The sequence below is a fragment of the Burkholderia sp. Se-20378 genome (assembly GCF_017104665.1).
Lineage (GTDB): Bacteria > Pseudomonadota > Gammaproteobacteria > Burkholderiales > Burkholderiaceae > Burkholderia > Burkholderia lata.
Genome location: NZ_JAAGPG010000076.1, coordinates 1 through 26,472, shown reverse-complemented (window position 1 = coordinate 26,472; position 26,472 = coordinate 1). Strand labels below are relative to the sequence as shown.

Annotated in this window: 21 protein-coding genes; 20 read left to right on the top strand and 1 reads right to left on the bottom strand. The window is 65.2% G+C overall.

Going from position 1 to position 26,472, the window contains the following annotated elements:
* Positions 1–479 precede the first annotated feature (479 nt).
* The gene (locus G3N93_RS11615) at positions 480–2,555 is read left to right on the top strand and encodes a molybdopterin-dependent oxidoreductase (RefSeq protein WP_206133047.1); all 2,076 of its coding nucleotides are present in this window, start codon (positions 480–482) and stop codon (positions 2,553–2,555) included.
* Positions 2,556–2,691: 136 nt separating this feature from the next.
* Complete coding sequence (locus G3N93_RS11610; protein WP_174946747.1) at positions 2,692–4,365, top strand: long-chain fatty acid--CoA ligase; 1,674 nt, start codon at positions 2,692–2,694, stop codon at positions 4,363–4,365.
* 264 nt (positions 4,366–4,629) lie between these two features.
* Here G3N93_RS11610 and G3N93_RS11605 read toward each other — a convergent pair whose 3' ends face one another.
* Positions 4,630–5,781, bottom strand: a complete 1,152-nt coding sequence (locus G3N93_RS11605) for a porin (RefSeq protein ID WP_174939013.1) — start codon at positions 5,779–5,781, stop codon at positions 4,630–4,632.
* 276 nt (positions 5,782–6,057) lie between these two features.
* Here G3N93_RS11605 and coq7 point away from each other — a divergent pair, with 276 nt between their 5' ends.
* The 18 genes from coq7 to lpxC all read left to right on the top strand — a co-directional run bounded on the left by coq7 (position 6,058) and on the right by lpxC (position 26,318).
* The gene (gene coq7 / locus G3N93_RS11600; RefSeq protein ID WP_027788457.1) at positions 6,058–6,684 is read left to right on the top strand and encodes a 2-polyprenyl-3-methyl-6-methoxy-1,4-benzoquinone monooxygenase; all 627 of its coding nucleotides are present in this window, start codon (positions 6,058–6,060) and stop codon (positions 6,682–6,684) included.
* Positions 6,685–7,070: 386 nt separating this feature from the next.
* Entirely contained in the window at positions 7,071–7,499 is a 429-nt protein-coding gene (gene mraZ, locus G3N93_RS11595; protein WP_006487094.1) for a division/cell wall cluster transcriptional repressor MraZ, read from the top strand.
* A gap of 23 nt (positions 7,500–7,522) precedes the next feature.
* A complete protein-coding gene (gene rsmH, locus G3N93_RS11590; RefSeq protein WP_011350832.1) occupies positions 7,523–8,464 on the top strand; it encodes a 16S rRNA (cytosine(1402)-N(4))-methyltransferase RsmH in 942 nt (313 codons plus the stop codon).
* Complete coding sequence (gene ftsL / locus G3N93_RS11585) at positions 8,461–8,802, top strand: cell division protein FtsL (protein ID WP_174939015.1); 342 nt, start codon at positions 8,461–8,463, stop codon at positions 8,800–8,802. Before rsmH ends, ftsL begins: the two co-directional genes overlap by 4 nt.
* Positions 8,799–10,646: a penicillin-binding protein 2 gene (locus tag G3N93_RS11580; RefSeq protein ID WP_174939016.1), complete on the top strand. Its 1,848-nt coding sequence runs from the start codon at positions 8,799–8,801 to the stop codon at positions 10,644–10,646. Before ftsL ends, G3N93_RS11580 begins: the two co-directional genes overlap by 4 nt.
* Positions 10,643–12,181 carry a UDP-N-acetylmuramoyl-L-alanyl-D-glutamate--2,6-diaminopimelate ligase gene (locus G3N93_RS11575; protein ID WP_206133046.1) on the top strand — a complete coding sequence of 513 codons (1,539 nt, stop codon included), beginning with the start codon at positions 10,643–10,645 and terminating at the stop codon, positions 12,179–12,181. The genes G3N93_RS11580 and G3N93_RS11575 overlap by 4 nt, the downstream gene beginning before the upstream one ends.
* Entirely contained in the window at positions 12,178–13,584 is a 1,407-nt protein-coding gene (gene murF / locus G3N93_RS11570; protein WP_206133045.1) for a UDP-N-acetylmuramoyl-tripeptide--D-alanyl-D-alanine ligase, read from the top strand. The genes G3N93_RS11575 and murF overlap by 4 nt, the downstream gene beginning before the upstream one ends.
* 16 nt (positions 13,585–13,600) lie before the next feature.
* Positions 13,601–14,770 carry a phospho-N-acetylmuramoyl-pentapeptide-transferase gene (mraY, locus tag G3N93_RS11565; protein ID WP_006477019.1) on the top strand — a complete coding sequence of 390 codons (1,170 nt, stop codon included), beginning with the start codon at positions 13,601–13,603 and terminating at the stop codon, positions 14,768–14,770.
* A gap of 28 nt (positions 14,771–14,798) precedes the next feature.
* Positions 14,799–16,310 (top strand): UDP-N-acetylmuramoyl-L-alanine--D-glutamate ligase, encoded by a 1,512-nt coding sequence (gene murD, locus G3N93_RS11560; RefSeq protein WP_206133044.1) that lies wholly within the window; start codon positions 14,799–14,801, stop codon positions 16,308–16,310.
* Complete coding sequence (gene ftsW, locus G3N93_RS11555; RefSeq protein ID WP_011350838.1) at positions 16,307–17,590, top strand: putative lipid II flippase FtsW; 1,284 nt, start codon at positions 16,307–16,309, stop codon at positions 17,588–17,590. The genes murD and ftsW overlap by 4 nt, the downstream gene beginning before the upstream one ends.
* The gene (murG, locus tag G3N93_RS11550) at positions 17,587–18,690 is read left to right on the top strand and encodes an undecaprenyldiphospho-muramoylpentapeptide beta-N-acetylglucosaminyltransferase (protein ID WP_174946756.1); all 1,104 of its coding nucleotides are present in this window, start codon (positions 17,587–17,589) and stop codon (positions 18,688–18,690) included. The genes ftsW and murG overlap by 4 nt, the downstream gene beginning before the upstream one ends.
* 94 nt (positions 18,691–18,784) lie before the next feature.
* A complete protein-coding gene (gene murC / locus G3N93_RS11545; protein WP_174939026.1) occupies positions 18,785–20,182 on the top strand; it encodes a UDP-N-acetylmuramate--L-alanine ligase in 1,398 nt (465 codons plus the stop codon).
* A gap of 1 nt (position 20,183) precedes the next feature.
* The gene (locus G3N93_RS11540) at positions 20,184–21,125 is read left to right on the top strand and encodes a D-alanine--D-alanine ligase (RefSeq protein ID WP_011350841.1); all 942 of its coding nucleotides are present in this window, start codon (positions 20,184–20,186) and stop codon (positions 21,123–21,125) included.
* Between the two features lie 19 nt (positions 21,126–21,144).
* Complete coding sequence (locus tag G3N93_RS11535; RefSeq protein ID WP_011350842.1) at positions 21,145–21,897, top strand: cell division protein FtsQ/DivIB; 753 nt, start codon at positions 21,145–21,147, stop codon at positions 21,895–21,897.
* A gap of 26 nt (positions 21,898–21,923) precedes the next feature.
* Complete coding sequence (gene ftsA / locus G3N93_RS11530) at positions 21,924–23,156, top strand: cell division protein FtsA (protein ID WP_006487138.1); 1,233 nt, start codon at positions 21,924–21,926, stop codon at positions 23,154–23,156.
* Positions 23,157–23,268: 112 nt separating this feature from the next.
* On the top strand, positions 23,269–24,465 hold the full coding sequence (ftsZ, locus tag G3N93_RS11525) for a cell division protein FtsZ (protein ID WP_011350843.1): 1,197 nt from the start codon (positions 23,269–23,271) through the stop codon (positions 24,463–24,465).
* 188 nt (positions 24,466–24,653) lie between these two features.
* A complete protein-coding gene (locus G3N93_RS11520; protein WP_011350844.1) occupies positions 24,654–25,160 on the top strand; it encodes a peroxiredoxin in 507 nt (168 codons plus the stop codon).
* A gap of 240 nt (positions 25,161–25,400) precedes the next feature.
* Positions 25,401–26,318 (top strand): UDP-3-O-acyl-N-acetylglucosamine deacetylase, encoded by a 918-nt coding sequence (gene lpxC / locus G3N93_RS11515; RefSeq protein ID WP_011350845.1) that lies wholly within the window; start codon positions 25,401–25,403, stop codon positions 26,316–26,318.
* Positions 26,319–26,472: the final 154 nt, after the last annotated feature.

Genomic DNA, 26,472 nt, shown 5'->3' with positions numbered 1-26,472 from the left:
ATTCCCGTGTGAAAGTAGGTAATCGTCAGGCTCCCTAAGCCAGAAACCCCCGCCCGAAAGGCGGGGGTTTTTGCATTTGAGCGACGGAAATGCGCAGGGGATCGGGATGGGCGGCCTGGCTGGAGCTTCCACATCACCTCTCCCAAGTACAACCACACGCGGCTCCCGGTCCGCTAATTGGTCAGTATCATTCGCGATCCATTGGCCTATTGATCGTATCTCCGATCAAAACTGCAATTCCTCTCTCTCTCTCTCTCTCGAATCAGTTGGCGCCGTCGTGCGCAATCGGCTTTCCATAGTCGACAACGAATGTCGGGTTGGCCATGCAAGTCCCCCGCAGACGACGCACGGAACGACTGAAACGCTCCTGATTCCTCCCATCGCGTTTCGGCCAAATACCTCAGAACCTGTACGAAATGAACGCTTTATTTGGCGTGTCCACGTAAAATTTGCGAATCCCCATCTCTGCACTTAAAACGATGAACGCCGCCATTCAGGTAGCCCGGGCCGTTTGCCCGCACGATTGTCCGGACACGTGCGCAATGCGTGTGACTGTCGAAAACGGCAAGGCGATCAAGGTCACGGGCGATCCAGATCATCCGCCGACACAAGGCGTGTTGTGCACGAAAGTCAGCCGATACGCCGATCGCGTTCATCACCCCGACCGCCTCACCGTCCCGCTCAAGCGCGTCGGTGCCAAAGGAGAAGGGCATTTCGTACCGATCAGTTGGGACGAGGCGTTCGATGAGATCGGCCGTCGTCTCGGTGAAATCGCGGAGCGCGCACCGGAAGCGATCGTGCCGTACAGCTATGCGGGGACGATGGGGCTCGTGCAGGGGGAGGGCATTGCCCAGCGGTTCTTCCACAAGCTCGGTGCCTCGCGGCTCGAGCGCACGATCTGCGCGGCGGCCGGTGCAGCAGGGTTGCGCTACACCTATGGCGGGAGCCTCGGCATGCACCTCGAGCATTTCGAGGAAAGCGAGCTGATTCTGATTTGGGGCGCAAACCCGATCGCGTCGAGCCTGCACTTCTGGACGCGTGCGCAGGAAGCGAAGCGCCGCGGCGCACGCCTTGTCGCCATCGATCCGTATCGTTCGCTGACAGCGGAGAAGTGTCATCAGCACATCGCGTTGAAACCCGGCACCGACGGCGCGTTCGCACTCGGCATGATGCACGTGCTGATTACCGAAAACCTGCTCGATCACGACTACATCGCCAGCCATACGCTAGGTTTCGACGCGCTCAAGGAGCGTGCGATGTCCTATCCGCCGGAACGCGTTGCGCAGATCTGCGGTATCGACGTGTCGGAACTGGTCGACCTTGCGCGTCGTTACGGTGCTACCCGCAAGGTATCGATCCGCCTCAACTACGGCATGCAGCGTGTCCGCGGCGGTGGCAACGCCGTACGCGCGATCGCAAGCCTGCCGGCGCTGACGGGCGCCTGGCGGGATCGGGCCGGCGGCCTATTGCTGTCGTCGTCGGAATCCGCGCCAGTCAACCAGGCCGCGCTGCTGCGTCCGGATTTGATGCCGGGCTGGCCGCACAAGCTGCCGCGCATCATCAACATGAACGCGATCGGCGACGCGCTGTTGCACCAAGGCGATGCAACCTTCGGGCCGAAGGTCGAAGCGATCATCGTGTACAACTCGAACCCGGTGGCGGTCGCGCCGGACTCTTCGAAGGTAGCGGCAGGGTTCGCGCGTGACGATCTGTTCACGGTCGTTCTCGAGCATTTCAAGACAGATACCGTTGATTTCGCCGACATTGTGTTGCCGGCAACCACGCAGCTCGAGCATCTGGATATCCACAAATCGTACGGCCACACCTACGTGATGGCGAACCTGCCGTCGATTCCGCCGGTGGGAGATGCGCGACCGAATACGGAAATCTTCCGTGGTATCGCGCGCAGTATGCGGCTCGACGAACCCGCGCTTTATCACAGCGACGAAGAGGTCGCGCGCGCGGCGCTCCGCTGGGACGATCCAGTGCTCGACAGCGACTGGGACACGCTGAAGCGCGATGGCTGGCTGAAGCTCAAGCTGCCGGAGGCGCCGTTCGCGAACGGCGGTTTCCGTACGCCGTCCGGCAAGTGCGAGTTCTACAGCCCGCGACTCGAGCAGATGGGCGTGGATCCCGTGCCCGACTACCTGCCGCCGTTCGAATCGGCCGAGGCCGCGCCCGAGCTCGCCGCACGCTATCCGCTCGCGATGATCTCGCCGCCGGCCCGCCACTTCCTGAACAGTACGTTCGTGAACGTCGACAGCCTGCGTCATACCGAAGGCGAGCCGCATCTCGACATCCACCCGTCTGACGCCGATGCGCGCGGTATCGCCGAAGGTGAGGTCGTTCGCATCTTCAACGACCGCGGATCGATGCAGGCGCTCGCGAGAATTACCGATCGCGCACGCGCAGGGCTCGTCGTCGGACTGTCGATCTGGTGGAAGAAGCTGTCGCCGGACGGCAGAAACGCGAATGAAGTGACGAGCCAGGCGCTCACCGATCTTGGCAATTCGGCGACGTTCTACGATTGCCTCGTGGAAGTTGAACGCATTTGATCGGATATCACCGTATGATCAGACGAATTTCCACGGAAGTTCGAAGTGGACATCTAACCCTGTTGTCTCGAGGCGAGCGAGCCGTTACGATGCGTTTTAGCACGACCATTCGAAAATCTGTGAGGAGACGCGCAGTATGGACAAAATTTGGCTGAAATCGTACCCACCCGGCGTTCCAGCCGAAATTGACGCGTCTCCTTATCCCTCTGTCCCGGACCTGCTCGACGAAAGCTTCCGGCAGTATCGCGACCGCACGGCGTTCGTCTGCATGGGCAAGGGCATCACGTACGGCGAACTCGACAAGCTGTCTCGCCAGTTCGGCGCATGGTTGCAATCGCGTGGGCTTGCGCGCGGGGCGCGCGTCGCGATCATGATGCCGAACGTGCTGCAGTATCCCGTGGCGATCGCCGCGGTACTGCGTGCGGGCTACACCGTCGTCAACGTCAACCCGCTCTATACGCCGCGCGAGCTCGAGCATCAGCTGAAGGACAGCGGCGCGGAGGCGATCGTCATCCTCGAGAATTTCGCGTCGACGCTGCAGGCCGTCATCGCGAATACGGGCGTCAAGCACGTCGTCGTCGCATCGATGGGCGATCTGCTGGGCATCAAGGGATGGCTCGTCAACTACGTCGTGCGCAACGTGAAGAAGATGGTGCCTGCCTGGCAGTTGCCGGCGTTCACGCGCTTCAAGGCCGCGTTGTCGGAAGGTGCACGCCAGGCATTCAAGGCGCAGAAGATCGGCCCGGATGACGTCGCGTTCCTGCAATACACGGGCGGTACGACCGGCGTGGCGAAGGGGGCGACGCTGCTGCACCGGAACATCGTGTCGAACGTGCTGCAGGCGGGCGCCTGGCATCATCCGGCGCATGAGAAGTTCCCGGACGTGAAACAGTTCGTGACCGTTGTCGCGCTGCCGCTGTATCACGTGTTCGCGCTGACCGTCTGCGGCTTCCTGACGATGCGTACCGGTGGCATGGGCATCCTGATCCCGAACCCGCGCGACATCGCCGGCATGATCAAGGAGCTGAAGGGCTACCAGATCTCGACGATCCCGGCGGTCAACACGCTGTACAACGCACTGCTGAACCACCCGGAATTCAATCAGCTCGACTTGTCGAAGCTCGTGATCGCCAACGGCGGCGGCATGGCGATCCAGGAAGGCGTCGCGAAACGCTGGTACGAAAAGACCCATACCGCGATCATCGAAGGCTACGGGCTGTCGGAAACATCGCCGGTGGCGACCTGCAACCCGGTGACGGCAACCGAATATAGCGGGACGATCGGCCTGCCGCTGCCGTCCACCGAAGTGGCGATTCGCGACGACGCCGGCAACGACGTCGCGCTCGGCGAACCCGGCGAGATCTGCATCCGCGGGCCGCAGGTGATGGCCGGCTACTGGAACCGGCCGGACGAAACCGCGAAGGTCATGTTCGCGGACGGCTTCTTCAAGACGGGCGACGTCGGCGTGATGGATGCGCGAGGTTACGTGAAGATCGTCGACCGGAAGAAGGACATGATCCTCGTATCGGGCTTCAACGTGTACCCGAACGAAGTCGAGGACGTGGTGGCGTCGCACCCGGGCGTATTCGAGGTGGCGGCCGTTGGCGTGCCCGACGAGCATTCCGGCGAAGCCGTGAAGCTGTTCGTCGTGAAGAAGGACCCGGCGCTCACCGACAAGGACATCCTCGCCTACTGCAAGGAGCGGCTCACCGGCTACAAGCGACCGAAGCTGGTCGAGTTCCGTACCGAGCTGCCGAAAACGAACGTCGGCAAGATCCTGCGGCGCGAACTCCGCGACGGGCGCGCATGACGGCGTGATCGATCGAACGAAAAAGCCCGGCTTGTGCCGGGCTTTTTTTGTTTGCGGCGCCGCCCCAAAGAGGTTGTTTCCGAACGAGGCCGCCCGAGCCGGCTGCAGTGCGTATCGACGCAACAGGGACGGCGCGTTGCTCCGCGACGAGCGCGTCGTAGTCGATACGATTCGCCGCGCTTCGGCTTTGCGGCTGCACCGACCGGAAAAGAAAAAGGCGCCCGAAGGCGCCTTCAATATGCTGCGGCTTGTCAGGCAAGCTGATTAGAACTTGTGACGGATACCGACGCGTGCTGCGACCTGGTTGCTGGTGCTCGAACCTGCGAGACCGTTGATCGCTGCGGTTGCCTGGATCACGTTGCCGTTCGCGTCGAGCACGTTGCCCGATGCGTGCTGGTACACGCCGATCGCGTAGACGTCCGTGCGCTTCGACAGGAAGTAGTCGACACCCAGCGAGCCCTGGTGATACTTGGCTGCCGAGCTGCCGTTGATCTTGCTGCCTTGCGTGTAGTCGTACGCCGCGCCGAGAATCAGCGCCGGGGTCAACTGATACTTGAAGTTGAGTTCGCCGTTGTTGAACGTCGCGGACTGGTTCACGAACGGGCCTGCCGAGAAACCCTTGAACTTCGTGTTCGAGTACGTTGCGCCGATCGTCGCTGCGCCGAATGTGTAGGCACCGCCAGCACCGATGACCTGGTACGTGTTCGCGTTGTTCGCGTACGCGCCGTAGATCGGCGACGAGACCGACGACGACGTCGAACCGTTGTTGAACATGCCGCCGAACTGGTTCGGCGTGCGTGCGTTCAAGTAGCCGACGCCCAAGACCAACGGGCCGTTGTTGTAGCCTGCGCCGAGCGACCAGACCTGGTTCTTCGAGAACTGGCCTGCCTGACCGCCGAAGCTGTACACGCCGCCGAACGAGAAGCCACCGTAGGTGTTGCTCGTGAACTTGACCGCGTTGTTCACGCGGTACGCGTTGTTGAAGTTGTCGAGGTCACCCGGGTGAGCGGCGATGTAGCCACCCCACTGGTCGCCTGCTTCGAGCGGGCCGACGAAGTCGACGACGGAGTCGTATTGACGACCCAGCGTGACCGTACCGTACTGGCTCGACAGGCCGACGTAAGCCTGACGACCGAACATCAGGCCGCCCTGACCGAGCTTGCCGCTGTTCACGTCAAAACCGTTTTCGAGGGTGAAGATCGCCTTCAGGCCGCCACCGAGGTCTTCGGTACCGCGCATGCCGAAGCGGCTGCCTTGCATCACGCCGCTGGCCATGCTGTACAGGTGCTTGCCGCCCGCGTTGTTGTTGAAGAGCAGGCCTTCATCGATGATGCCGTAAAGCGTCACGCTGCTTTGCGCATGGGCAGCGCCAGCGAACGCGCCCAGCGCGACGAGCGCGAGAAGCGACTTTTTCATTAACGGATCTCCAAGAATCACTGAATTTTTTTGGCGGGGCGGATAGTTATGTTCTGTTGACGGGCCCCATCAACTTCGCAAGAAGTCGCACGTAATGTAGCAAAACCGTTTTTTGCCACAAAGCGAAATGCCGCAGCTCAAGGTCGCCATGTTTCGTTTATGCAACAATGGTTAAAATCACGGGTTAACCGCAATTTCCGCTGAATAATCAAGTCGGTTACGCAGCGGACTCGTGCCCTTGCCGCTCGCGGCAGCACCTGCAGCCAGGAGAACAGGATGGTGTTTGATGAACTGATCAGCGAATTCGATCGCGGCCTGCGATCGCTGACCGGCATTAGCCGGATGAGCCGGCCGGTGCCCGCACCGGCAGAGGCGCCGGCCGTCGAGTTGACGCCCGCAGAGCGTACGCATGCCGCCGGGCTGATGCGCGTGAACCACGTCGGCGAGGTCTGCGCGCAGGCGCTGTATCAGGCGCAGAAACTCACCGCGCGTACGGCATCGGCGAAGGCGATGTTCGAGGAGGCCGCGCGCGAGGAGGAGGATCACCTCGCGTGGACCGCGCATCGCCTGAAAGAGCTCGACTCGCGCCCGAGCCTGCTGAACCCGCTCTGGTATGCGGGTTCGCTCGCGATCGGCGTGGCGGCCGGCGCGCTCGGCGACAAGGTCAGCCTCGGCTTCATGGCCGAGACCGAGCGGCAGGTCGAGAGCCATCTCGAAGGCCACATGTCCGAGTTGCCGGCGGCCGATACCGCGTCGCGTGCGATCGTCGACCAGATGCGTATCGACGAAGTGAAACACGGCAAGGCCGCGGCCGACGCAGGCGGGATCGAGCTGCCGCTGCCCGCGCGAATGCTGATGCGCGCCGCGTCGAAAGTCATGACGAGCACTGCGTACTATCTGTGAGATTCCCACCGGGGCGATGCGTGACGTCGCCCCGGTTCCCCACCGCTGATACCGCCCGTTTATTCCTCGTTTTCCCGCCCCCGAAAGCCCCGTCCGCACACCCGTCTGGCCCGTCTTTCTCACGTATCACCTTCACAAGTTGCACTAGCTCATTCATTTATAACGGTTTTTGGAATGAGGGGCCGCATGAGCATGTGCGCGTAAGTCCTTGTTCTAACTAACAAAATTCGTCAAAAAAGCGGGCCGCTCCCTTGACCGTGCCACACCCTTCCTCTAAAGTGGGAGACAGTGTGAGAAAGTGTATTTTTGTGTGATTTGGCGGGCTATTCCGGCTAAATTCTCAGCATTGAGCGGGTGCTTCGGTGCCCTGAACGGGAGAGCGGAAAGTGTTCCAAGGGGCGTCGGCGCTGACGCTCGATGCGAAAGGGCGGATGTCGGTGCCGGCTCGCTATCGCGAAGCGCTGCAAGGACAGGCAGAAGGACGGGTGACTGTGACCAAGCACCCGGACGGCTGCCTGTTGCTGTTTCCGCGCCCCGAATGGGAAGTATTCCGCGCCAAGATCGCCGCGCTGCCGATGGACGCGCACTGGTGGCGGCGCATTTTTCTCGGCAATGCGATGGATGTCGATCTCGACAGCGCGGGCCGGATTCTCGTATCGCCCGAGCTGCGCATGGCAGCCGGACTGGAAAAGGAAGTCATGTTGTTGGGAATGGGTAGTCACTTCGAGCTGTGGGATTCGCAAACCTACAACGCGAAGGAGCAGGCAGCGATGGCGCAGGGCATGCCCGACGCGCTGAAGAATTTCACGTTCTGATTGCGGTGACGGAGACGCCCGCGATGGGAAACGAATTGCAGCATCGGACCGTGTTGTTGGACGAAGCGGTCGAATCGCTCGTGACGCGACCGGACGGCATTTATGTCGACGGCACGTTCGGGCGCGGCGGCCATAGCCGTGCGGTGCTCGCGCGGCTGGCGCCGGGCGGGCGGCTGATCGCGTTCGACAAGGATCCGAGGGCGATCGAGACGGCGCAAGGCATCGAGGATGCGCGCTTCTCGATCGTGCATGACAGCTTTGCATCGATGCGCGACGCGCTTGCGGCGCGCGGCGTCGAGAAGGTGTCGGGGGTGTTGCTCGACCTGGGCGTGTCCTCGCCGCAGGTGGACGATCCGGCGCGCGGCTTCAGCTTCCGCGCCGATGGTCCGCTGGACATGCGGATGGACCCGACGCGCGGCGAGTCGGCGGCGGAATGGCTCGCACGGGCTTCGGTGCAGGAATTGACGGAGGTGATACGGGATTATGGGGAAGAACGGTTTGCTTTTCAGATTGCAAAGGCGCTTGTTGCTCGCCGGGCAGAGTCCGACCGTCTTGGGCCTCTCGACACCACGGGCGAGCTTGCCCAAATCGTGGGTCACGTCGTCAAAACCCGTGAGAAGGGCAAGGATCCGGCAACCCGCACCTTTCAGGCTATACGGATTCACGTCAATCAAGAGCTTGCGGACCTGCAAGTCGTACTAGACGCGGCACTGTCGTTGCTGGAGCAAGGGGGGCGGCTGGTGGTCATCAGCTTTCATTCACTCGAGGACCGGATCGTCAAGCGATTCATGCAGGCGCACGCGAGTGCGCCTGCGGTCGATCGTCGCCTGCCGATCCGCGCCGTCGACCTCCCGAGCCCGCCGCTCAAGATCATCAGCCGCCAGTTTCCGAGTGAAGCGGAAGTCGCTGCGAATCCGCGCGCCCGCTCGGCCGTGATGCGCATCGCGGAGCGCGTCACGCCATGAGCCGCTTCAATATCTTCCTGCTGATCATCGTGATGGGTTGCGCGTTGTCGGTCGTCAATTCGACGAACCAGCAGCGCCAGATCTTCATCCAGCTGCAGCGTGCACAGTCGCAGGAGCGTCAGCTCCAGCAGGACTACGCGCAGCTTCAATATCAGCAGAGCGCGCTGTCGAAGACGTCGCGCATCGAGCAGCTCGCGAACGATTCACTGAAGATGCAGCCGATCACGACCGGCCGCACGCAATACCTGACGCTGCCGCCGGGCGCAGCGAAGGCGATCGATGCGCCGATCCCGGCTTCGGCGGACACGACCGCCAAGGGTAAGGGAGGCGCGCGATGAAGCCGTCCCAGAAGCGCCAGAACGTGAAGTTCTCGTCGAGCCCCGTGCTGGGCGTGCATCTGCCGATGTGGCGCTCGAAGCTCGTCGTGTTCATGCTGTTCATGGCGTTCGTCGCGCTGGCCGCGCGCGCGTTCTGGATCCAGGGGCCCGGCAACGCGTTCTATCGGAAGCAGGGCGAAAGCCGCTACCAGCGCACGCTCGATCTGCCGGCGACGCGCGGCAAGATCCTCGACCGTAACGGGCTCGTGCTCGCGACGAGCCTGCCCGTGCGCGCGATCTGGGCGATTCCCGACGCGGTGCCGGACGATCTCGACGCCGACAAGGTCAACCAGCTCGGCAAGCTACTCGGCATGACGTCGAAGGAACTGCGCGTGAAGCTGTCGGAAGACAAGGGTTTCGTCTACGTCAAGCGCCAGGTGCCGATCGACGTCGCCGACAAGGTCGCCGCGCTCGACATTCCCGGTATCTATCAGCGCAACGAGTACAAGCGCTTCTATCCGGAAGGCGAGATCACCGCTCACCTGATCGGCTTCACGAACGTCGAGGACGAAGGGCAGGAAGGCGTCGAGCTGGGCGACCAGAAGATGCTGTCCGGCACGTCGGGCGTGCGTCGCGTGATCAAGGACCGGATGGGGCACATCGTCGAGGACGTCGCCGAGCAGATCCCGCCGCACAACGGCACGGATGTCGACCTGTCGATCGACAGCAAGATCCAGTACATCGCGTACGCGAACCTGAAGGCCGCCGTCGAGAAGTTCAAGGCGAAGGCCGGTGCGGCGATGGTCGTCGACGTGCGCACCGGCGAGGTGCTGGCACTCGTCAACTACCCGACGTACAACCCGAACGACCGCTCGCGCATGACGGGCGAGCAGTTGCGCAACCGGATCATGACCGACGTGTTCGAGCCGGGCTCGATCATGAAGCCGTTTACGGTGTCGCTCGCGCTGGACCTGCACCGCGTGACGCCGAACACGCTCGTCGAGACGGGCAACGGGCATTTCGTGCTCGACGGTGCACCGATTACCGACGACGCGGGTTTCGGCACGCTGACGGTCGGCGGCGTGATCCAGAAGTCGAGCAACATCGGCGCGACGAAGATCGCGATGACGATGCGGCCCGAGGAAATGTGGAATATGTATACGAGCATCGGCCTCGGCCAGGCGCCGAAGGTCGGCTTCCCGGGCGCGGTGGCCGGCCGCCTGCGTCCGTGGAAGAGCTGGCGCCGCATCGAACAGGCGACGATGTCGTACGGCTACGGCCTGTCGGTGTCGCTGTTCCAGCTCGCGCGTGCCTACACGGCAATCGCGCATGACGGCGAGCTGATGCCCGTGACCATTTTCAAGACCGACCCCAACCAGCCGGTCGTGGGCACGCAGGTGTTCAACCCGACCACCGCGCGCGAAGTGCGCGCGATGCTCGAGACGGTGGTCGCGCCGGGCGGCACGTCGCCGGATGCGGCCGTGCCGGGTTATCGCGTCGGCGGCAAGAGCGGCACCGCGTACAAGCATGAAGGTCACGGCTACACGCGCAAGTACCGCGCGTCGTTCGTCGGGATGGCGCCGATGCCGAATCCGCGCATCGTCGTCGCGGTGTCGGTCGACGAGCCGACCGCCGGCAGCCACTTCGGCGGCCAGGTGTCCGGCCCCGTATTCTCGGCAATCGCCGGCGACACGATGCGTGCGCTGAACGTGCCGCCGAACATGCCGATCAAGCAGCTCGTCGTGTCTGACGATTCGCCGGCAGCACCTTCCGCAACCGGGCCGCAAAAGCTGGCCGCGGGTGGCGGTGCGAAGCATATGATCGTGTCCAGCACGACGCGTAATTCACCAGGAGTTGTTCGATGAGCGCCGCTCGCAGTTCCCATCCGGCGCATCAGCAGATCGCAGCTGCGCTTGCGTGGCTGCGTCAGCATGTGGCCTCCGCAGCGCAACTGCATGCCGACACGCGCAGCCTCAAGGCTGGCGACGTGTTTGTCGCGTATGCAGTCGACGGGGCGGACAATCGAGCCTTCATCGCCGACGCCGTCGCGCGCGGTGCGGCCGCCGTGCTGTACCAGCCGGAAGGGCTGGCCGCTGCGCCGGCCGTTCCTGTCGCGCTTGCGGTGCCTGCGCTCGACCAGCTTGCAGGCGAGATCGCCAGCGGCTGGTATGGTGATCCGAGCGACAGCCTGCTCGCGGTGGGTGTGACCGGCACGAACGGCAAGACGTCGTGCACGCAATGGATCGCCGCCGCGCTGACGGCGCTGCACCAGCCGTGCGCGGTGATCGGCACGCTTGGCACCGGGATGCCCGGCCAGCTCGTGCCGACCGGCTTCACGACCCCCGATGCGTCGCAATTGCAGCGCAGCCTTGCGCAGTTGCGCGACGCGGGCGCGAAGGCCGTGGCAATGGAAGTGTCGTCGCATGCGCTGCACCAGGGGCGCGTGAACGGTACGGCGTTCGACATCGCGGTGTTTACGAATCTCACGCAGGATCACCTCGACTATCACGGTACGTTCGATGCGTACGAGGCCGCGAAGGCGAAGCTGTTCGCATGGCGCGGCCTGCGTGCGGCGGTCGTCAACCGCGACGACGCGGCCGGACAGCGTTTGCTCGAGAAACTGGCCGGCCGCGTGCGCACGATCGCGTACGGGATCGGCGACGCAGCGGCGCCGGACGCCGATCGCGAACTGGTCGCGCTCGACGTGCGCGCCACCACGACTGGCACGGCGTTCCGCCTGCGTTCGTCGTGGGGCGACGCGGACGTCGAAGTCGGCACGCTCGGCACGTTCAACGTCAGCAACCTGCTCGCGGTGCTCGGCTCGCTGCTCGCGGCCGACGTGCCGTTCGACGCGGCGCTTGCCGAGATCGCACGGCTCGAGTCCGTCAACGGCCGGATGCAGCGGCTCGGCGGCCGGCTGCAGAACGACGAACCGCTCGTCGTGATCGACTACGCACACACGCCCGACGCGCTCGAAAAGACGCTCGACGCGCTGCGCCCGATCGCCACGGCGCGCGGTGGCCGGCTCGTCTGCATGTTCGGCTGCGGCGGCGATCGCGATACGACGAAGCGCCCGCTGATGGGCGCGATCGCGGAGCGGTTCGCCGATGAAACCTTCGTCACGAGCGACAACCCGCGCAGCGAGGATCCGCAGCGCATCATCGACCAGATCGTCGCGGGTATGACTGCGCCCGATCACGCACGCCGTATCGAGGATCGCGCGAGCGCGATCCTGCAGGCCGTGCGCGGCGCGGCGCGCGAAGATGTCGTCGTGCTGGCCGGCAAGGGCCACGAGGCCACGCAGGAAATCATGGGCAAGAAGCGCACGTTCTCCGACCAGGATCACGCACGGCTCGCGCTGGCAGCGCGCGCGACGCATGGCAAGGGAGGCGCCGAATGACGATGCTCAGTCTCGGCGAAGCCGCTCGCCTGATCCCCGGCGCAACCGTCCACGGCGACGCGGGCGTCACGTTCGACCGCGTGTCGACGGACAGCCGGACGGCAGGCCCCGGCGACCTGTTCGTCGCACTGAAAGGCGAGCGCTTCGACGCGCACGACTTCCTCGGCGACGTCGCCGCGCGCGGTGCCGCCGCGGCGCTGGTCGCGCACGTGCCGGCGGGCGTCACGATGCCGGCGATCGAAGGCGGCGAAACGCGTGCCGCACTTGGCGCGCTTGCGCATGGCTGGCGCAAACGATTCGCGCTGCCGGTCGTCGCGGTGACGGGCAGCAACGGCAAGACGACCGTCAAGGAAATGATCGCGTCGATCTTCGCGGCGGCGGTCGGCGCCGACGCGCGGCTCGCGACGGCCGGCAACCTGAACAACGATGTCGGCCTGCCGCTGACGCTGCTGCGCCTGTCGGCCGCGCATCGTCTCGCGGTGATCGAGATCGGGATGAATCACCCGGGCGAGACCGAAGTCCTCGCGCGCCTCACGGCGCCGACGGTCGCGCTCGTCAACAACGCGCAGCGCGAGCACCAGGAATTCATGGCGACGGTCGAAGCCGTCGCGCTTGAACACGCGGCCGTGATTCATGCGCTGCCGCCGGATGGTGTTGCGGTGTTCCCGGCCGATGACGCGTATGCGGGCATCTGGCGCGTTGCGGCGACCGGTAACCGGATCCTCGATTTCGCGCTGCACGATGCCGAACGGCAGAACGACGCGCAGGTCACGGGCCGCCTTCACGGCGGCGACCTTGCGATCGACACGCCGGCGGGCGCCGTCACAGTGCGGCTGCGTGCGCTCGGCGAGCACAACGCGCGCAACGCGCTGGCCGCTACGGCCGCGGCGCTGGGCGCCGGTGTCGCGCTGTCGGCGATCAAGCAGGGCCTCGAATCGTTCGAGCCGGTCAAGGGCCGGCTGCAGGTGAAGCAGGCGATCGCAGGCAGCCTCGCGGGTGCAACGGTCGTCGACGATACGTACAACGCGAATCCCGATTCGATGCGCGCCGCGATCGACGTGCTCGCCGCGCAACCGGCGCCGCGCGTGCTGGTGATCGGCGACATGGGCGAGGTCGGCGACGAAGGGCCGGCTTTCCATCGCGAGGTCGGTGCCTACGCACGCGAGCGCGGGATCGACGCGCTGTTCGCGCTCGGCGACGCGTCGCGCGACGCCTGCGCGGCATACGGCGACACGGCCCGCCATTTCGGCGACGTCGGCGCGCTGGTCGAAGCACTGCTCGCGGCGGGCTACGGCGCGCAGGCGACGCTGCTCGTGAAGGGCTCGCGGTACATGAAGATGGAGCGCGTGGTCGACGCGCTGACGAACCAACCCGCGGCGGGCACGGCGCCCGCTGCACACTGAGTAGAAGGAAGGAAGCATGCTGCTGGCGCTGGCGCAATGGCTGCAAGGAGACGCAAGCTTTTTGCGCTTGTTCACGTACCTCACGTTCCGTGCGGTGATGGCTACCATCACCGCGCTCGGGATCGGGCTCGTGTGCGGACCGTGGGTGATCCGCAAGCTGACGCAAATGAAGGTCGGTCAGGCCGTGCGCAAGGACGGCCCGCAGACGCACCTGGTCAAGTCCGGCACGCCGACGATGGGCGGCGTGCTGATCCTGATCGGCATCGCGGTCGCGACGCTGCTCTGGGGCGACCTGACGAACCGTTTCATCTGGATCGTGATGCTCGTCACGTTCGGTTTCGGCGTGATTGGCTGGGTCGACGATTACCGCAAGGTCGTCCACAAGGACCCGCGCGGGATGTCGTCGCGCGAGAAGTATTTCTGGCAATCGGTGATCGGGCTGTTCGCAGCCGTCTACCTCGCCTTCAGCGTGTCCGAGGCGAACAACGTGCGCGTGTTCGACCTGTTCATGGCATGGGTGAGGAGCGGCCTGTCGATGGGACTGCCGGCACGCGCCGACCTGATGCTGCCGTTCCTGAAGTCGATCAGCTACCCGCTCGGCGTGTGGGGCTTCATCGTGCTGACGTACTTCGTGATCGTCGGCGCGAGCAATGCGGTGAACCTGACCGACGGCCTCGATGGCCTCGTGATCATGCCGGTCGTGCTGGTCGGTGCGTCGCTGGGTGTGTTCGCGTACGTGATGGGCAGCGCGGTCTATTCAAAATACCTGTTGTTCCCGCACATTCCGGGCGCGGGCGAATTGCTGATCTTCTGTTCCGCGATGGGTGGGGCAGGGCTCGCGTTCCTCTGGTACAACACGCACCCCGCGCAGGTGTTCATGGGCGACGTCGGCGCGCTGGCGCTCGGCGGCGCGCTCGGCACGGTCGCGGTGATCGTGCGCCAGGAAATCGTGCTGTTCATCATGGGCGGCATCTTCGTCGCGGAAACGCTGTCGGTGATGCTGCAGGTTTCGTGGTTCAAGTACACGAAGAAGCGCTACGGCGAAGGGCGACGTCTGCTGAAGATGGCGCCGCTGCATCACCATTTCGAATTGTCCGGCTGGAAGGAAACGCAGGTGGTCGTGCGTTTCTGGATCATCACGCTGATGCTGTGCCTGTTCGGTCTGACCACCCTCAAGCTGCGGTAAAGGAAAGGTAACAAGGATGTCTGGCGAGATGTTTGGAGATCGGCAACGGCCGATGGTGCTCGTACTGGGGCTCGGGGAATCGGGTCTCGCGATCGCGCGATGGTGCGCGAGGCACGGGTGCCGGCTGCGTATTGCCGATACCCGCGAGGCGCCGCCGAACCTTGCCGCGCTGCAGGCCGAAGGCATCGATGCGGAATTCGTCGGCGGGGCGTTCACGCCTGCGCTGCTCGACGGCGGTATCGAGCTCGTCGGGCTGAGCCCCGGGCTGTCGCCGCTCGAACCGGCACTCGCGGCGCTGGTCGCGGCCGCCAACGAGCAGGGCGTCGCAGTGTGGGGCGAGCTGGAATTCTTCGCGCAGGCGCTGCGTGCGCTCGGCACGAGCGGCTACCAGCCGAAAGTGCTCGCGATCACGGGCACCAACGGCAAGACCACGACGACGAGCCTCACCGGCCTGCTGTGTCAGCGCTCGGGCAAGAAGGTCGCCGTCGCGGGCAACATCAGCCCCGCGATGCTCGACCGGCTCGCTGGCGCGATCGACGAAACCGCGCTGCCCGACGTGTGGGTGCTCGAACTGTCGAGCTTCCAGCTCGAGACCGCGCGCACGTTCGCGCCCGATGCGGCCGCGATCCTCAACATCACGCAGGATCACCTCGACTGGCACGGCAGCTTCGACGCGTACGCGCAGGCCAAGGGCCGGATCTTCGGCGCGACGACCACGCGCGTGCTGAACCGCGACGATGCGGCCGTGATGAAGTTCGCGCCGGCCGCCGGCGCGGCCGATGCGCCGCGCACGGTCACATTCGGCCTGAACGAACCGGTGCAGGACGGCGACTACGGGCTGTCGCGCGACAACGGCATCGCGTGGCTGGTCGAAGCCGTCGATCGCGACGCACCGGATGAGGTTGCGACGACGACCCGTCGGCGCAAGCGCGACGCGCATACGCCCGACATCGCGCAGAAGCGCCTGATGCCGGCCGACGCGCTGCGCATCCGCGGGCTGCACAACGCGGCGAACGCGCTGGCCGCATTCGCGCTCGCACGCGCGATCGACCTGCCGGCCGCACCGTTGCTGCACGCGCTGCGCGAGTACCGCGGCGAAGCGCATCGCGTCGAAGTGATCGCGACGATCGACGACGTGGACTACGTCGACGACAGCAAGGGTACGAACGTTGGCGCGACGGTTGCCGCGCTCGACGGGCTTGCGCAGAAGATCGTGCTGATCGCGGGCGGCGACGGCAAGGGGCAGGATTTCGCACCGCTGGTTGCGCCGGTCGCGCGCTGGTGCCGGGCGGTGATGCTGATCGGCCGTGACGCACCGGCGATCCGCGACACGCTCGCCGAAACGGGCGTGCCGCTCGCCGACCACACGACGCTCGAAGGGGCGGTGCACGCGGCGGCCGACCTCGCCGAGCCTGGCGATGCGGTGCTGCTGTCGCCTGCATGCGCGAGCCTCGACATGTTCAGGAACTACGCCCATCGCGCGGATGTGTTCCGCGCGGCGGTCGACGAAATCGCCATCGATAAAGGAGCGACGCCATGAGCTGGTCCGATCGCCTCGTCTCCCGCTTCAACGATCGCCGCGACACCGGCGGCAATGCCGCGGGCGGCCGCGTCGCATCCGCCACGCGCGCCGCGACGGGCGGCCTTGCGAGCGTCGTCAACGGCGTGCGCCCGAGCCGTTCGCGGATGCTCGACTTCGACTATTCGCTGCTGTGGGTCGCGATCGCACTGCTCGGGCTCGGCGTCGTGATGGTGTATTCGGCGTCGATCGCGATGCCCGATTCGCCGAAATACGCGTCGTATCACGATTACGCGTTCCTGATGCGCCACTGCATCTCGCTCGTCGTCGCGTTCATCGCGGCGGTGATCGCGTTCCGCGTGCCGGTGTCGACGTGGGACAAATACGCGCCGCAACTCTTCCTGATCGCGCTCGTCAGCCTCGTGATCGTGCTGATTCCGCACGTCGGCAAGGGCGTGAACGGTGCGCGCCGCTGGATTCCGCTCGGCATCACGAACATGCAGCCGTCGGAAATCATGAAGCTCGCGGTGACGATCTACGCGGCGAACTACACGGTGCGCAAGCAGGAATACATGCAGAGCTTCGCCAAGGGCTTCCTGCCGATGGCGTTCGCGGTCGGCCTGGTCGGGGCGCTGCTGCTGCTCGAGCCGGACATGGGTGCGTTCATGGTGGTCGCGGCGATCGCGATGGGCGTGCTGTTCCTCGGCGGCGTGAACGGCAAGCTGTTCGGCGGCCTCGTTGCGACCGCGATCGGCACCTTCACGATGCTGGTGTGGCTGTCGCCGTGGCGTCGCGAGCGGATCTTCGCGTACCTCGATCCGTGGGACGAGCGCTACGCGCAGGGCAAGGCGTACCAGCTCACGCACTCGCTGATCGCGTTCGGCCGCGGCGAGTGGTTCGGCGTCGGCCTCGGCGGTAGCGTCGAGAAGCTCAACTACCTGCCGGAAGCACATACCGACTTCATCCTCGCGGTGATCGGCGAGGAGCTCGGTTTCGTCGGCGTGCTGGTCGTGATCCTGCTGTTCTACTGGATCGTGCGCCGCGCGTTCGAGATCGGCCGCCAGGCGCTCGCACTCGATCGCACGTTCGCGGGCCTGATGGCGAAAGGTATCGGCATCTGGTTCGGTGCGCAGACCTTCATCAACATGGGCGTGAACCTCGGGCTGCTGCCGACCAAGGGCCTGACGCTGCCGCTGGTGAGCTACGGCGGCTCGGGCATTCTGCTGAACTGCGTCGCGCTCGCGGTGCTGCTGCGGGTCGACTACGAAAACCGGGTGCTGATGCGCGGAGGGAAGGTATGACCGCGTCGCAACGCACGCTGATGGTGATGGCAGGCGGCACCGGGGGCCACGTGTTCCCGGGGCTCGCGGTCGCGCACCGGATGGAAGCGGCGGGCTGGCGCGTCGTGTGGCTCGGCAATCCGGCCGGGATGGAAGCGACGCTCGTGCCGAAGCACGGCATTCCGATGGAATACGTGCGGTTCGGCGGGCTGCGCGGCAAGGGCCTGAAGACCAAGCTGACGCTGCCGTTCAACCTGCTGCGCGCATGCGGGCAGAGCCTTGCCGCGCTGCGCCGCGTGCGGCCCGACGTCGTGCTCGGGATGGGCGGCTACATCACGTTCCCGGCGGGCGTGATGACCGCGCTGTCGGGCCGTCCGCTCGTGCTGCATGAACAGAATTCGATCGCGGGCCTGACGAACAAGGTGCTCGCGAAATTCGCGAAACGCGTGCTCGTCGCGTTCCCCGGTGCGCTCCCGCACGCGGAATGGACGGGTAACCCGATTCGCGCGGAACTTGCCGGCACGGAAGCGCCCAAAGCACGCTATGCAGCGCGCAGCGGCCGGCTGAACGTGCTGGTCGTCGGCGGCAGCCTCGGGGCGGCCGCGCTGAATGAAGTCGTGCCGCGCGCGCTGGCGATGCTGGCGCCGGGTGAGCGCCCGCGCATCGTGCATCAGGCTGGCGCAAAGCACATCGACGCGCTGAAGTCGAATTACGAAGCGGCCGGTTTCGCGGCCGGCGAAGACGTGCGGCTCGTGCCGTTCATCGACGATATGGCGGCCGCGTATGCGGCGGCGGATCTGGTGATCTGCCGGTCAGGGGCGATGACGGTGTCGGAGATCGCGGCGGTGGGCGTGGCGGCGCTGTTCGTGCCGTTCCCGTACGCGGTCGACGATCACCAGACGAGCAACGCCGCGTTCCTCGCCGATGCGGGCGCGGCCGTGCTGGTCCAACAACGCGACCTGTCGGCGGAACTGCTTGCCGACTGGCTGCGCGGCCAGTCGCGGGAATCGCTCGCGGACATGGCGGAACGTTCGCGCTCGCTGGCGAAGCCCGAGGCCACCGACGAAGTCGCGCGCGTGTGCGCGAAGGCGGCCGGCGCGAACCTGGAACAACTTAAATGAAACAACCCCCACGCTCACTTCGTTCGCTTGGGGGGGCGCAGCCTCCCCATAAAGCCTGTCCATCGGGATTTGGGGCGGCCCGGCGGAGGCTGACATGAAACACATCGTCAAACACATTCATTTCGTCGGGATCGGCGGCGCGGGCATGAGCGGCATCGCCGAAGTGCTCGTCAACCTCGGCTACGAGGTCAGCGGCTCGGACCTGTCGCGCAACGCGGTGACGGATCGTCTCCAGGCACTCGGCGCACGGATCGCGATTGGCCACGACGCGGCGAACATCGAGGGCGCGAACGCGGTCGTCGTGTCGACGGCCGTGCGCTCGGACAACCCGGAAGTGCTGGCCGCACGCGCGAAGCGCGTGCCGATCGTGCAGCGCGCGGTGATGCTGGCGGAGCTGATGCGCCTGAAGCAGGGCATCGCGATCGCCGGCACGCACGGCAAGACCACGACGACGAGCCTCGTCGCGAGCGTGCTCGCGGCGGGCGGGCTCGATCCGACCTTCGTGATCGGCGGGCGCCTGATCAGCGCAGGCGCGAACGCGCGGCTCGGCACGGGCGATTTCATCGTCGCCGAGGCCGACGAGTCGGACGCGTCGTTCCTGAACCTGTACCCGGTGATCGAAGTCATCACGAACATCGATGCCGACCACATGGACACCTACGGCCACGATTTCGCGCGGCTCAAGCAGGCGTTCATCGAATTCACGCAGCGCCTGCCGTTCTACGGCAGCGCGGTCGTGTGCGTCGACGATCCGAACGTGCGGCAGATCATCCCGTTCATCTCGAAGCCGGTCGTGCGCTACGGCCTGTCGCCGGACGCGCAGGTGCGCGCGGAAGACATCGATGCGCGCGACGGCCGCATGCATTTCACGGTGATCCGTGACGGGCGCGCGCCGCTTGCGGTCGTGCTGAACATGCCGGGCCTGCACAACGTGCAGAACGCGCTCGCGGCGATCGCGATCGCGACCGATCTCGGTGTGTCGGACGACGCGATCCAGCTGGCGCTGGCGGAATTCAACGGCGTTGGCCGGCGCTTCCAGCGCTACGGCGAAGTGCCGACTGCGGACGGCGGCCAGTACACGCTGATCGACGACTACGGCCATCACCCGGTCGAGATGGCCGCGACGATCGCGGCCGCGCGCGGCGCGTTCCCGGGTCGCCGCCTCGTGCTGGCGTTCCAGCCGCACCGCTACACGCGCACGCGCGACTGCTTCGACGATTTCGTCAACGTGCTGTCGACGGTCGACGCGCTGGTGCTGACGGAAGTCTACGCGGCTGGCGAGGCGTCGATCTCGACGGCCAACGGCGACGCGCTGTCGCGTGCGCTTCGCGCGGTAGGGAAGGTTGACCCGGTGTTCGTCGCGACGGTCGACGACGTGCCGGACGCATTGGCGAAGGTCGCGCAGAACGGCGACGTGGTGATCACGATGGGCGCGGGTTCGATCGGCGGCGTGCCGGCGAAGGTTGCGCAGCACACTCAACAGAAGGCATGACATGAGCGGGATTGATCCGAAACGTTTCGGCAAGGTGGCGGTGTTGTTCGGCGGCGAGTCCTCGGAGCGCGAGGTGTCGCTCACGTCGGGCAAGCTCGTGCTGCAGGGCCTGCGCGACGCGGGCATCGACGCGCACCCGTTCGACCCGGCCGAGCGCCCGCTGGCGGCGCTGAAGGATGAAGGGTTCGTGCGCGCGTTCAACGCATTGCACGGCGGTTACGGCGAGAACGGCCAGATCCAGGGCGCGCTCGATTTCTACGGCATTCGCTACACGGGCAGCGGCGTGCTCGGGTCGGCGCTCGGCCTCGACAAGTTCCGCACGAAGCTCGTGTGGCAGCAGACGGGCGTGCCGACGCCGCCGTTCGAGACGGTGCTGCGCGGCGACGACCTCGCGGCGCGCGCGACGGACATCGTCGCGAAGCTCGGCCTGCCGCTGTTCGTGAAGCCGGCGAGCGAAGGTTCGAGCGTGGCGGTGCTGAAGGTGAAGACGGCCGACGCGCTGCCGGCTGCGCTCGCGGAAGCCGCGACGCATGACCCGATCGTGATCGTCGAGAAGAGCATCGAAGGCGGCGGCGAGTACACAGCCTGCATCGCCGGCGATCTCGACCTGCCGGTGATCAAGATCGTGCCGGCCGGCGAGTTCTACGACTATCACGCGAAGTACATCGCCGACGACACGCAATACCTGATTCCGTGCGGGTTGCCCGCCGACAAGGAAGCGGAACTCAAGCGCGTCGCACGCCGGGCGTTCGACGTGCTCGGCTGCACCGACTGGGGCCGCGCGGACTTCATGCTCGACGCCGACGGCAACGCGTACTTCCTGGAAGTGAACACCGCGCCGGGCATGACCGACCACTCGCTGCCGCCGAAGGCCGCGCGCGCGGTCGGCATCAGCTATTCGGAGCTGGTCGTGAAGGTGCTGTCGCTCACGCTCAACGACTGACGCAGGAACGGAACGACGTATGTGGAACAACGTTCGCCAACTCAACCTTGCCGCCAGCGCACTGTACGCGCTGTTGCTGCTCGTGTTGGCGGCGGCCGGTTGCTACTGGCTGATCCAGCGCCCGACGTTCGCGCTGCGGGAAATCCGGATCGACGGCGACACCGAGCACATCAATTCGCCGACGGTGCGCGCGGGTGTGGTCGGCCGGCTGAAGGGCAATTTCTTCACGGTCGATCTCGACGCCGCGCGCGCCGCGTTCGAGCAGATGCCCTGGGTGCGCCATGCGAGTGTGCGCCGGGTGTGGCCGAATGCGCTGGCTGTCACGCTCGAGGAGTACAAACCGCTCGGGACCTGGGGCAGCGACCAGCTCGTGAGCGTCGACGGCGAGCTGTTCACCGCGAACCAGGGCGAGCTGGAGCAGGAACTGCCGGCGTTCGACGGCCCGGAGGGCAGTGCGAAGGAAGTCGTCACGCGGTATCGCGACTTCGGGAAATGGTTTGCGCCGCTGAAGGCGGCGCCGGAAGAAGTGACGCTGTCGGCGCGGTACGCGTGGACGGTGAAGCTGTCGAACGGCATGCAGGTCGAGCTGGGCAAGGAACGCAACAGCGAATCGCTGCATGACCGGAGCCAGCGCCTGGTTGCCGCATGGCCGGCGGTCACGGAGCGTTGGGGCAACGACATCGAGTACGCGGACCTGCGCTATCCGAACGGATTCGCGATTCGCGCGGCAGGCATGCGGTTCCTGACCGATACCGACAAGCGCAAGAAGTAACGAGAGATCACACGCAAGAGCACTTTATGAGCAAAGACTACAAGGATCTGCTGGTTTCCCTCGACATCGGCACGTCGAAGGTGGTGGCCATCGTCGCCGAGCTGAAGGGCGAAGGCCACTACGAGGTGATCGGTCTCGGCCAGAGCGAGTCGAAGGGTCTGAAGAAAGGTGTGGTGGTCAACATCGAGGCCACCGTGCAGTCGATCCAGCGCGCGCTCGAGGAAGCCGAGCTGATGGCCGACTGCAAGATCACCAACGTGTTCACGGGGATCGCGGGCAGCCACATCCGCAGCTTCAACTCGAGCGGGATGGTCGCGATCAAGGACAAGGAGGTCACGCAGACCGACGTCGCCCGCGTGATCGAGACCGCGAAGGCGATCAACATCCCGACCGACCAGCAGGTGCTGCACATCCTCACGCAGGAATTCATCATCGACGGCCAGGAAGACGTGCGCGAGCCGATCGGCATGAGCGGCATCCGGCTGGAAGTGAAGGTGCACATCGTGACGGGCGCGGTGAGTGCCGCGCAGAACATCGTCAAGTGCGTGCGCCGTTGCGGGCTCGAAGTGAACGACCTGATCCTGCAGCCGCTCGCATCGTCGCTGGCCGTGCTGACGGAAGACGAAAAGGATCTCGGCGTGGTGCTGGTCGACATCGGCGGCGGCACGACGGACATCGCGATCTTCGCTGAAGGCGCGATCCGTCACACCGCGGTGATTCCGATCGCCGGCGACCAGATCACGAGCGACATCGCAATGGCGCTGCGCACGCCGACGCCGGATGCGGAAGACATCAAAGTCGGCTACGGCATTGCGAAGCAGGCGCTCGCCGATCCGGACGAAATGGTGGAAGTGCCGGGCCTCGGCGAACGCGGCCCGCGCACGCTGTCGCGCCAGGCACTGGCAGCCGTGATCGAGCCGCGCGTCGAGGAACTGTTCTCGCTCGTGCAGCAGGTCGTGCGCGAATCCGGTTACGAAGAACTCCTGAGCTCCGGCGTGGTCATTACCGGCGGTGCGTCGATGATGCCCGGCATGGTCGAGCTCGGCGAAGACATTTTCCTGAAACCGGTGCGCATCGGCGCGCCGGAGTATGCAGGCGGCCTTTCCGACGTCGTGCGCAATCCGCGCTACTCGACGGCGATGGGGCTGCTCGTCGAAGGCAGTGCTCAGCGCATGCGCGGCCGCAAGGTCGCCGTGCAGTCCGGCAACGCGGGGCAGGTGTTCTCGCGGATGAAGGAATGGTTCCTGAGCAACTTCTGACATACCGAATCGAAATTCGCGCTGGTGCCGGCGGCTGGCGCGCGACAGGGGGTTGCCCGATCTCCTGCCGAATAACGGCCGAGTAGCAGTAATTCTCTTGACGGAGGCAACAATGGAATTCGAAATGCTGGAAACCGAAACCAACGGCACCATCATCAAGGTGGTCGGCGTTGGCGGCGCTGGCGGCAATGCCGTCCAGCACATGATCAACCGCGGCGTGCAGGGCGTCGACTTCATCGTGATGAACACGGATGCGCAGGCGCTGTCGCGTTCGCGCGCATCGTCGGTGATCCAGCTCGGCAACACGGGTCTGGGTGCTGGTGCGAAGCCGGAAATGGGGCGTGCGGCAGCGGAAGAAGCGCGTGAGCGCATCGCCGACGCACTGCGCGGCGCGCACATGGTGTTCATCACGGCCGGCATGGGTGGTGGCACGGGCACGGGCGCGGCACCGGTGGTCGCGCAGATCGCGAAGGAGATGGGCATCCTGACGGTAGGTGTCGTCAGCAAGCCGTTCGAGTTCGAAGGCGGCAAGCGCATGCGCGTCGCTGAAGCCGGTTCGCAGCAACTGGAGGATCACGTCGACTCGCTGATCGTCGTTCTGAACGACAAGCTGTTCGACGTGATGGGCGACGACGCCGAGATGGACAAGTGCTTCCAGTGCGCGGACGACGTGTTGAACAACGCGGTCGCAGGCATCGCTGAAATCATCAATGTCGATGGCCTCGTGAACGTCGACTTCGAAGACGTGAAGACGGTGATGGGCGAGCAGGGCAAGGCGATGATGGGCACGGCGACGGTTGCCGGCGTCGATCGCGCACGCCTCGCGGCGGAACAGGCCGTGGCGAGCCCGCTGCTCGAAGGCGTCGATCTGTCGGGCGCGCGCGGCGTGCTGGTCAACATCACGTCGAGCCGTTCGCTGCGTCTGTCGGAAACGCGCGAAGTGATGAACACGATCAAGAGCTACGCGGCGGAAGATGCGACGGTGATCTTCGGTGCGGTGTACGACGACGCGATGGGCGATGCACTGCGCGTGACGGTCGTGGCGACGGGTCTGGGCCGTGCGGCGAAGAAGCAGCAGTCGGCACCGATGACGCTGCTGCGCACGGGTACGGACAACCAGCCGGTCAGCGCGGTTTCGCACGGCTACGCACCGACGCATCACGTCAGCACGGCAGACTACGGCGCGCTCGATACGCCGGCGGTGTGGCGCAATTCGCGCGAAACCGCGGCATCGCACGTGCAGGCGCTGCAGGAGAAGGGTGTCGACACGTACGACATCCCGGCTTTCCTGCGCAAGCAGGCTGACTGACGCAAACACAGGCGAAGCCGCGGCGAAACTGCCGCGGTATCGCCGGCGTGACGGATGCTACGGACCACGACAGGCCGCGTCGGATGCGACGCCGGGCCGGGAAACGTGCCCTCTCCGCACAAGCGGGGCGGGATGGGCCGTGCTGTCCGCGACACGCTGAAAAACCGTATCGCTATGAGGGACCAGCCATGATTCAAGTGGGCGACGCGCTGCCCGACGCGCAATTGTTCGAGTACATCGACGACGCGCGCGAAGGGTGCACGCTGGGGCCGAACGCCTACAGCGTGCGCGACCAGGTTGCGGGAAAGCGGGTGGTGATCTTCGGATTGCCGGGCGCTTTCACGCCGACCTGCTCGGCGCAGCATGTGCCGGGCTACGTCGAACACGCCGAGCAATTGCGCGCGGCGGGCATCGACGAGATCTGGTGCGTGTCCGTCAACGACGCATTCGTGATGGGCGCATGGGGACGTGATCTGCACACCGCGGGCAAGGTGCGCATGATGGCGGACGGCAGCGCGGCTTTCACTCATGCGCTGGGGCTGACGCAGGATTTGTCCGCGCGTGGCATGGGAATTCGTTCCCTGCGCTACGCGATGGTGATTGACGGCGGTGTGGTCAAGACGCTGGCCGTCGAGGCGCCGGGCAAATTCGAAGTGAGCGATGCGGCGAGTGTTCTCGCGACGTTGACGTCCTGATCGTGCGGTGAGCCGTTGCCTTCCGGCAACGCTGCTCACCGGCCTCAGGGCAGTTGTAACACGGGCTGATGACCGGAAACGCCTCCGTTCCGGGCATCGGCCCGTCCCGTATCGGCGCGGGTAAACTGCCGAAACAGATTGATACGCAGTTTCAAACTACGTTGAATAGGGAATTACGCTATAATCTCCCCTATCGAATATAACTCCTGATTGATATCTTCAATCACGACGAAGAACATCATGCTGAAGCAGCGCACCATCAAGTCCATCGTGAAGACCGTGGGTATCGGTGTCCACTCGGGCCGCAAGATCGAGCTGACGCTCCGTCCTGCCGCGCCGGGCACGGGCATCGTCTTCTCGCGCGTCGACCTTCCCACGCCCGTCGACATTCCCGCCGCGGCGACGTCGATCGGCGATACGCGGCTCGCGTCGGTGTTGCAGAAGGATGGCGTGCGCGTGTCGACCGTCGAGCACCTGATGTCGGCGTGCGCCGGCCTCGGTATCGACAACCTCTATGTCGACGTGACGGCCGAGGAAATCCCGATCATGGACGGCAGCGCAGCGACCTTCGTGTTCCTGATCCAGTCCGCCGGGATCGAGGAGCAGAACGCGCCGAAGCGCTTCGTCAAGGTGAAGAAGACGGTCGAAATCCGCGACGGCGACAAGTTCGCGCGTCTCGATCCGTACTTCGGTTTCAAGCTGAAATTCTCGATCGACTTCCGTCACCCGGCCGTCGACAAGACCGGCCAGGAACTCGAGGTCGATTTCGCGAATACGTCGTACGTGCGTGAGATCGCGCGTGCACGCACGTTCGGCTTCGCACATGAGGCCGAGATGCTGCGCGAGATGGGTCTCGCCCGTGGCGGCAGCATGGAAAACGCAATCGTGCTCGACGAGTACCGCATCCTGAACAACGACGGGCTGCGCTACGACGACGAGTTCGTGAAGCACAAGATGCTCGACGCGATCGGCGATCTGTACGTGATCGGCCATCCGCTGCTGGCGTCGTACACCGCGTACAAGTCGGGCCACGGGCTGAACAACGCGCTGCTGCGCGAACTGCTCGCGAACGAAGATGCATACGAGATCGTCACGTTCGACGATCCGCAAGCCGCGCCGAAGGGTTTCGCGTTCGACATGCAGACGGCCTTCGCCTGATCCGCATTCCGAGCAAGCAACAAAAAAGCAGCCACCGGGCTGCTTTTTTTATTGACCGGGCACCTGGCACCTGGCGCGGCCGGCAGCGCGCGCCGTCAGCGCGGCTTCGCGCCATGCCGCGCCGCCATCCGCGCGAGCGCGTCCTGCAGCGGTG

Coding starts and splice junctions, on each gene's coding strand:
- G3N93_RS11575 (WP_206133046.1), top strand. CDS start 10,643: ATGAGCGCCGCTCGCAGTTCCCATCCGGCGCATCAGCAGATCGCAGCT.
- G3N93_RS11520 (WP_011350844.1), top strand. CDS start 24,654: ATGATTCAAGTGGGCGACGCGCTGCCCGACGCGCAATTGTTCGAGTAC.
- ftsW (WP_011350838.1), top strand. CDS start 16,307: ATGAGCTGGTCCGATCGCCTCGTCTCCCGCTTCAACGATCGCCGCGAC.
- G3N93_RS11615 (WP_206133047.1), top strand. CDS start 480: ATGAACGCCGCCATTCAGGTAGCCCGGGCCGTTTGCCCGCACGATTGT.
- G3N93_RS11540 (WP_011350841.1), top strand. CDS start 20,184: ATGAGCGGGATTGATCCGAAACGTTTCGGCAAGGTGGCGGTGTTGTTC.
- murD (WP_206133044.1), top strand. CDS start 14,799: ATGTTTGGAGATCGGCAACGGCCGATGGTGCTCGTACTGGGGCTCGGG.
- rsmH (WP_011350832.1), top strand. CDS start 7,523: ATGGGAAACGAATTGCAGCATCGGACCGTGTTGTTGGACGAAGCGGTC.
- G3N93_RS11605 (WP_174939013.1), bottom strand. CDS start 5,781: ATGAAAAAGTCGCTTCTCGCGCTCGTCGCGCTGGGCGCGTTCGCTGGC.
- lpxC (WP_011350845.1), top strand. CDS start 25,401: ATGCTGAAGCAGCGCACCATCAAGTCCATCGTGAAGACCGTGGGTATC.
- murC (WP_174939026.1), top strand. CDS start 18,785: ATGAAACACATCGTCAAACACATTCATTTCGTCGGGATCGGCGGCGCG.
- ftsA (WP_006487138.1), top strand. CDS start 21,924: ATGAGCAAAGACTACAAGGATCTGCTGGTTTCCCTCGACATCGGCACG.
- mraY (WP_006477019.1), top strand. CDS start 13,601: ATGCTGCTGGCGCTGGCGCAATGGCTGCAAGGAGACGCAAGCTTTTTG.
- coq7 (WP_027788457.1), top strand. CDS start 6,058: ATGGTGTTTGATGAACTGATCAGCGAATTCGATCGCGGCCTGCGATCG.
- ftsZ (WP_011350843.1), top strand. CDS start 23,269: ATGGAATTCGAAATGCTGGAAACCGAAACCAACGGCACCATCATCAAG.
- G3N93_RS11610 (WP_174946747.1), top strand. CDS start 2,692: ATGGACAAAATTTGGCTGAAATCGTACCCACCCGGCGTTCCAGCCGAA.
- G3N93_RS11535 (WP_011350842.1), top strand. CDS start 21,145: ATGTGGAACAACGTTCGCCAACTCAACCTTGCCGCCAGCGCACTGTAC.
- murF (WP_206133045.1), top strand. CDS start 12,178: ATGACGATGCTCAGTCTCGGCGAAGCCGCTCGCCTGATCCCCGGCGCA.
- ftsL (WP_174939015.1), top strand. CDS start 8,461: ATGAGCCGCTTCAATATCTTCCTGCTGATCATCGTGATGGGTTGCGCG.
- murG (WP_174946756.1), top strand. CDS start 17,587: ATGACCGCGTCGCAACGCACGCTGATGGTGATGGCAGGCGGCACCGGG.
- G3N93_RS11580 (WP_174939016.1), top strand. CDS start 8,799: ATGAAGCCGTCCCAGAAGCGCCAGAACGTGAAGTTCTCGTCGAGCCCC.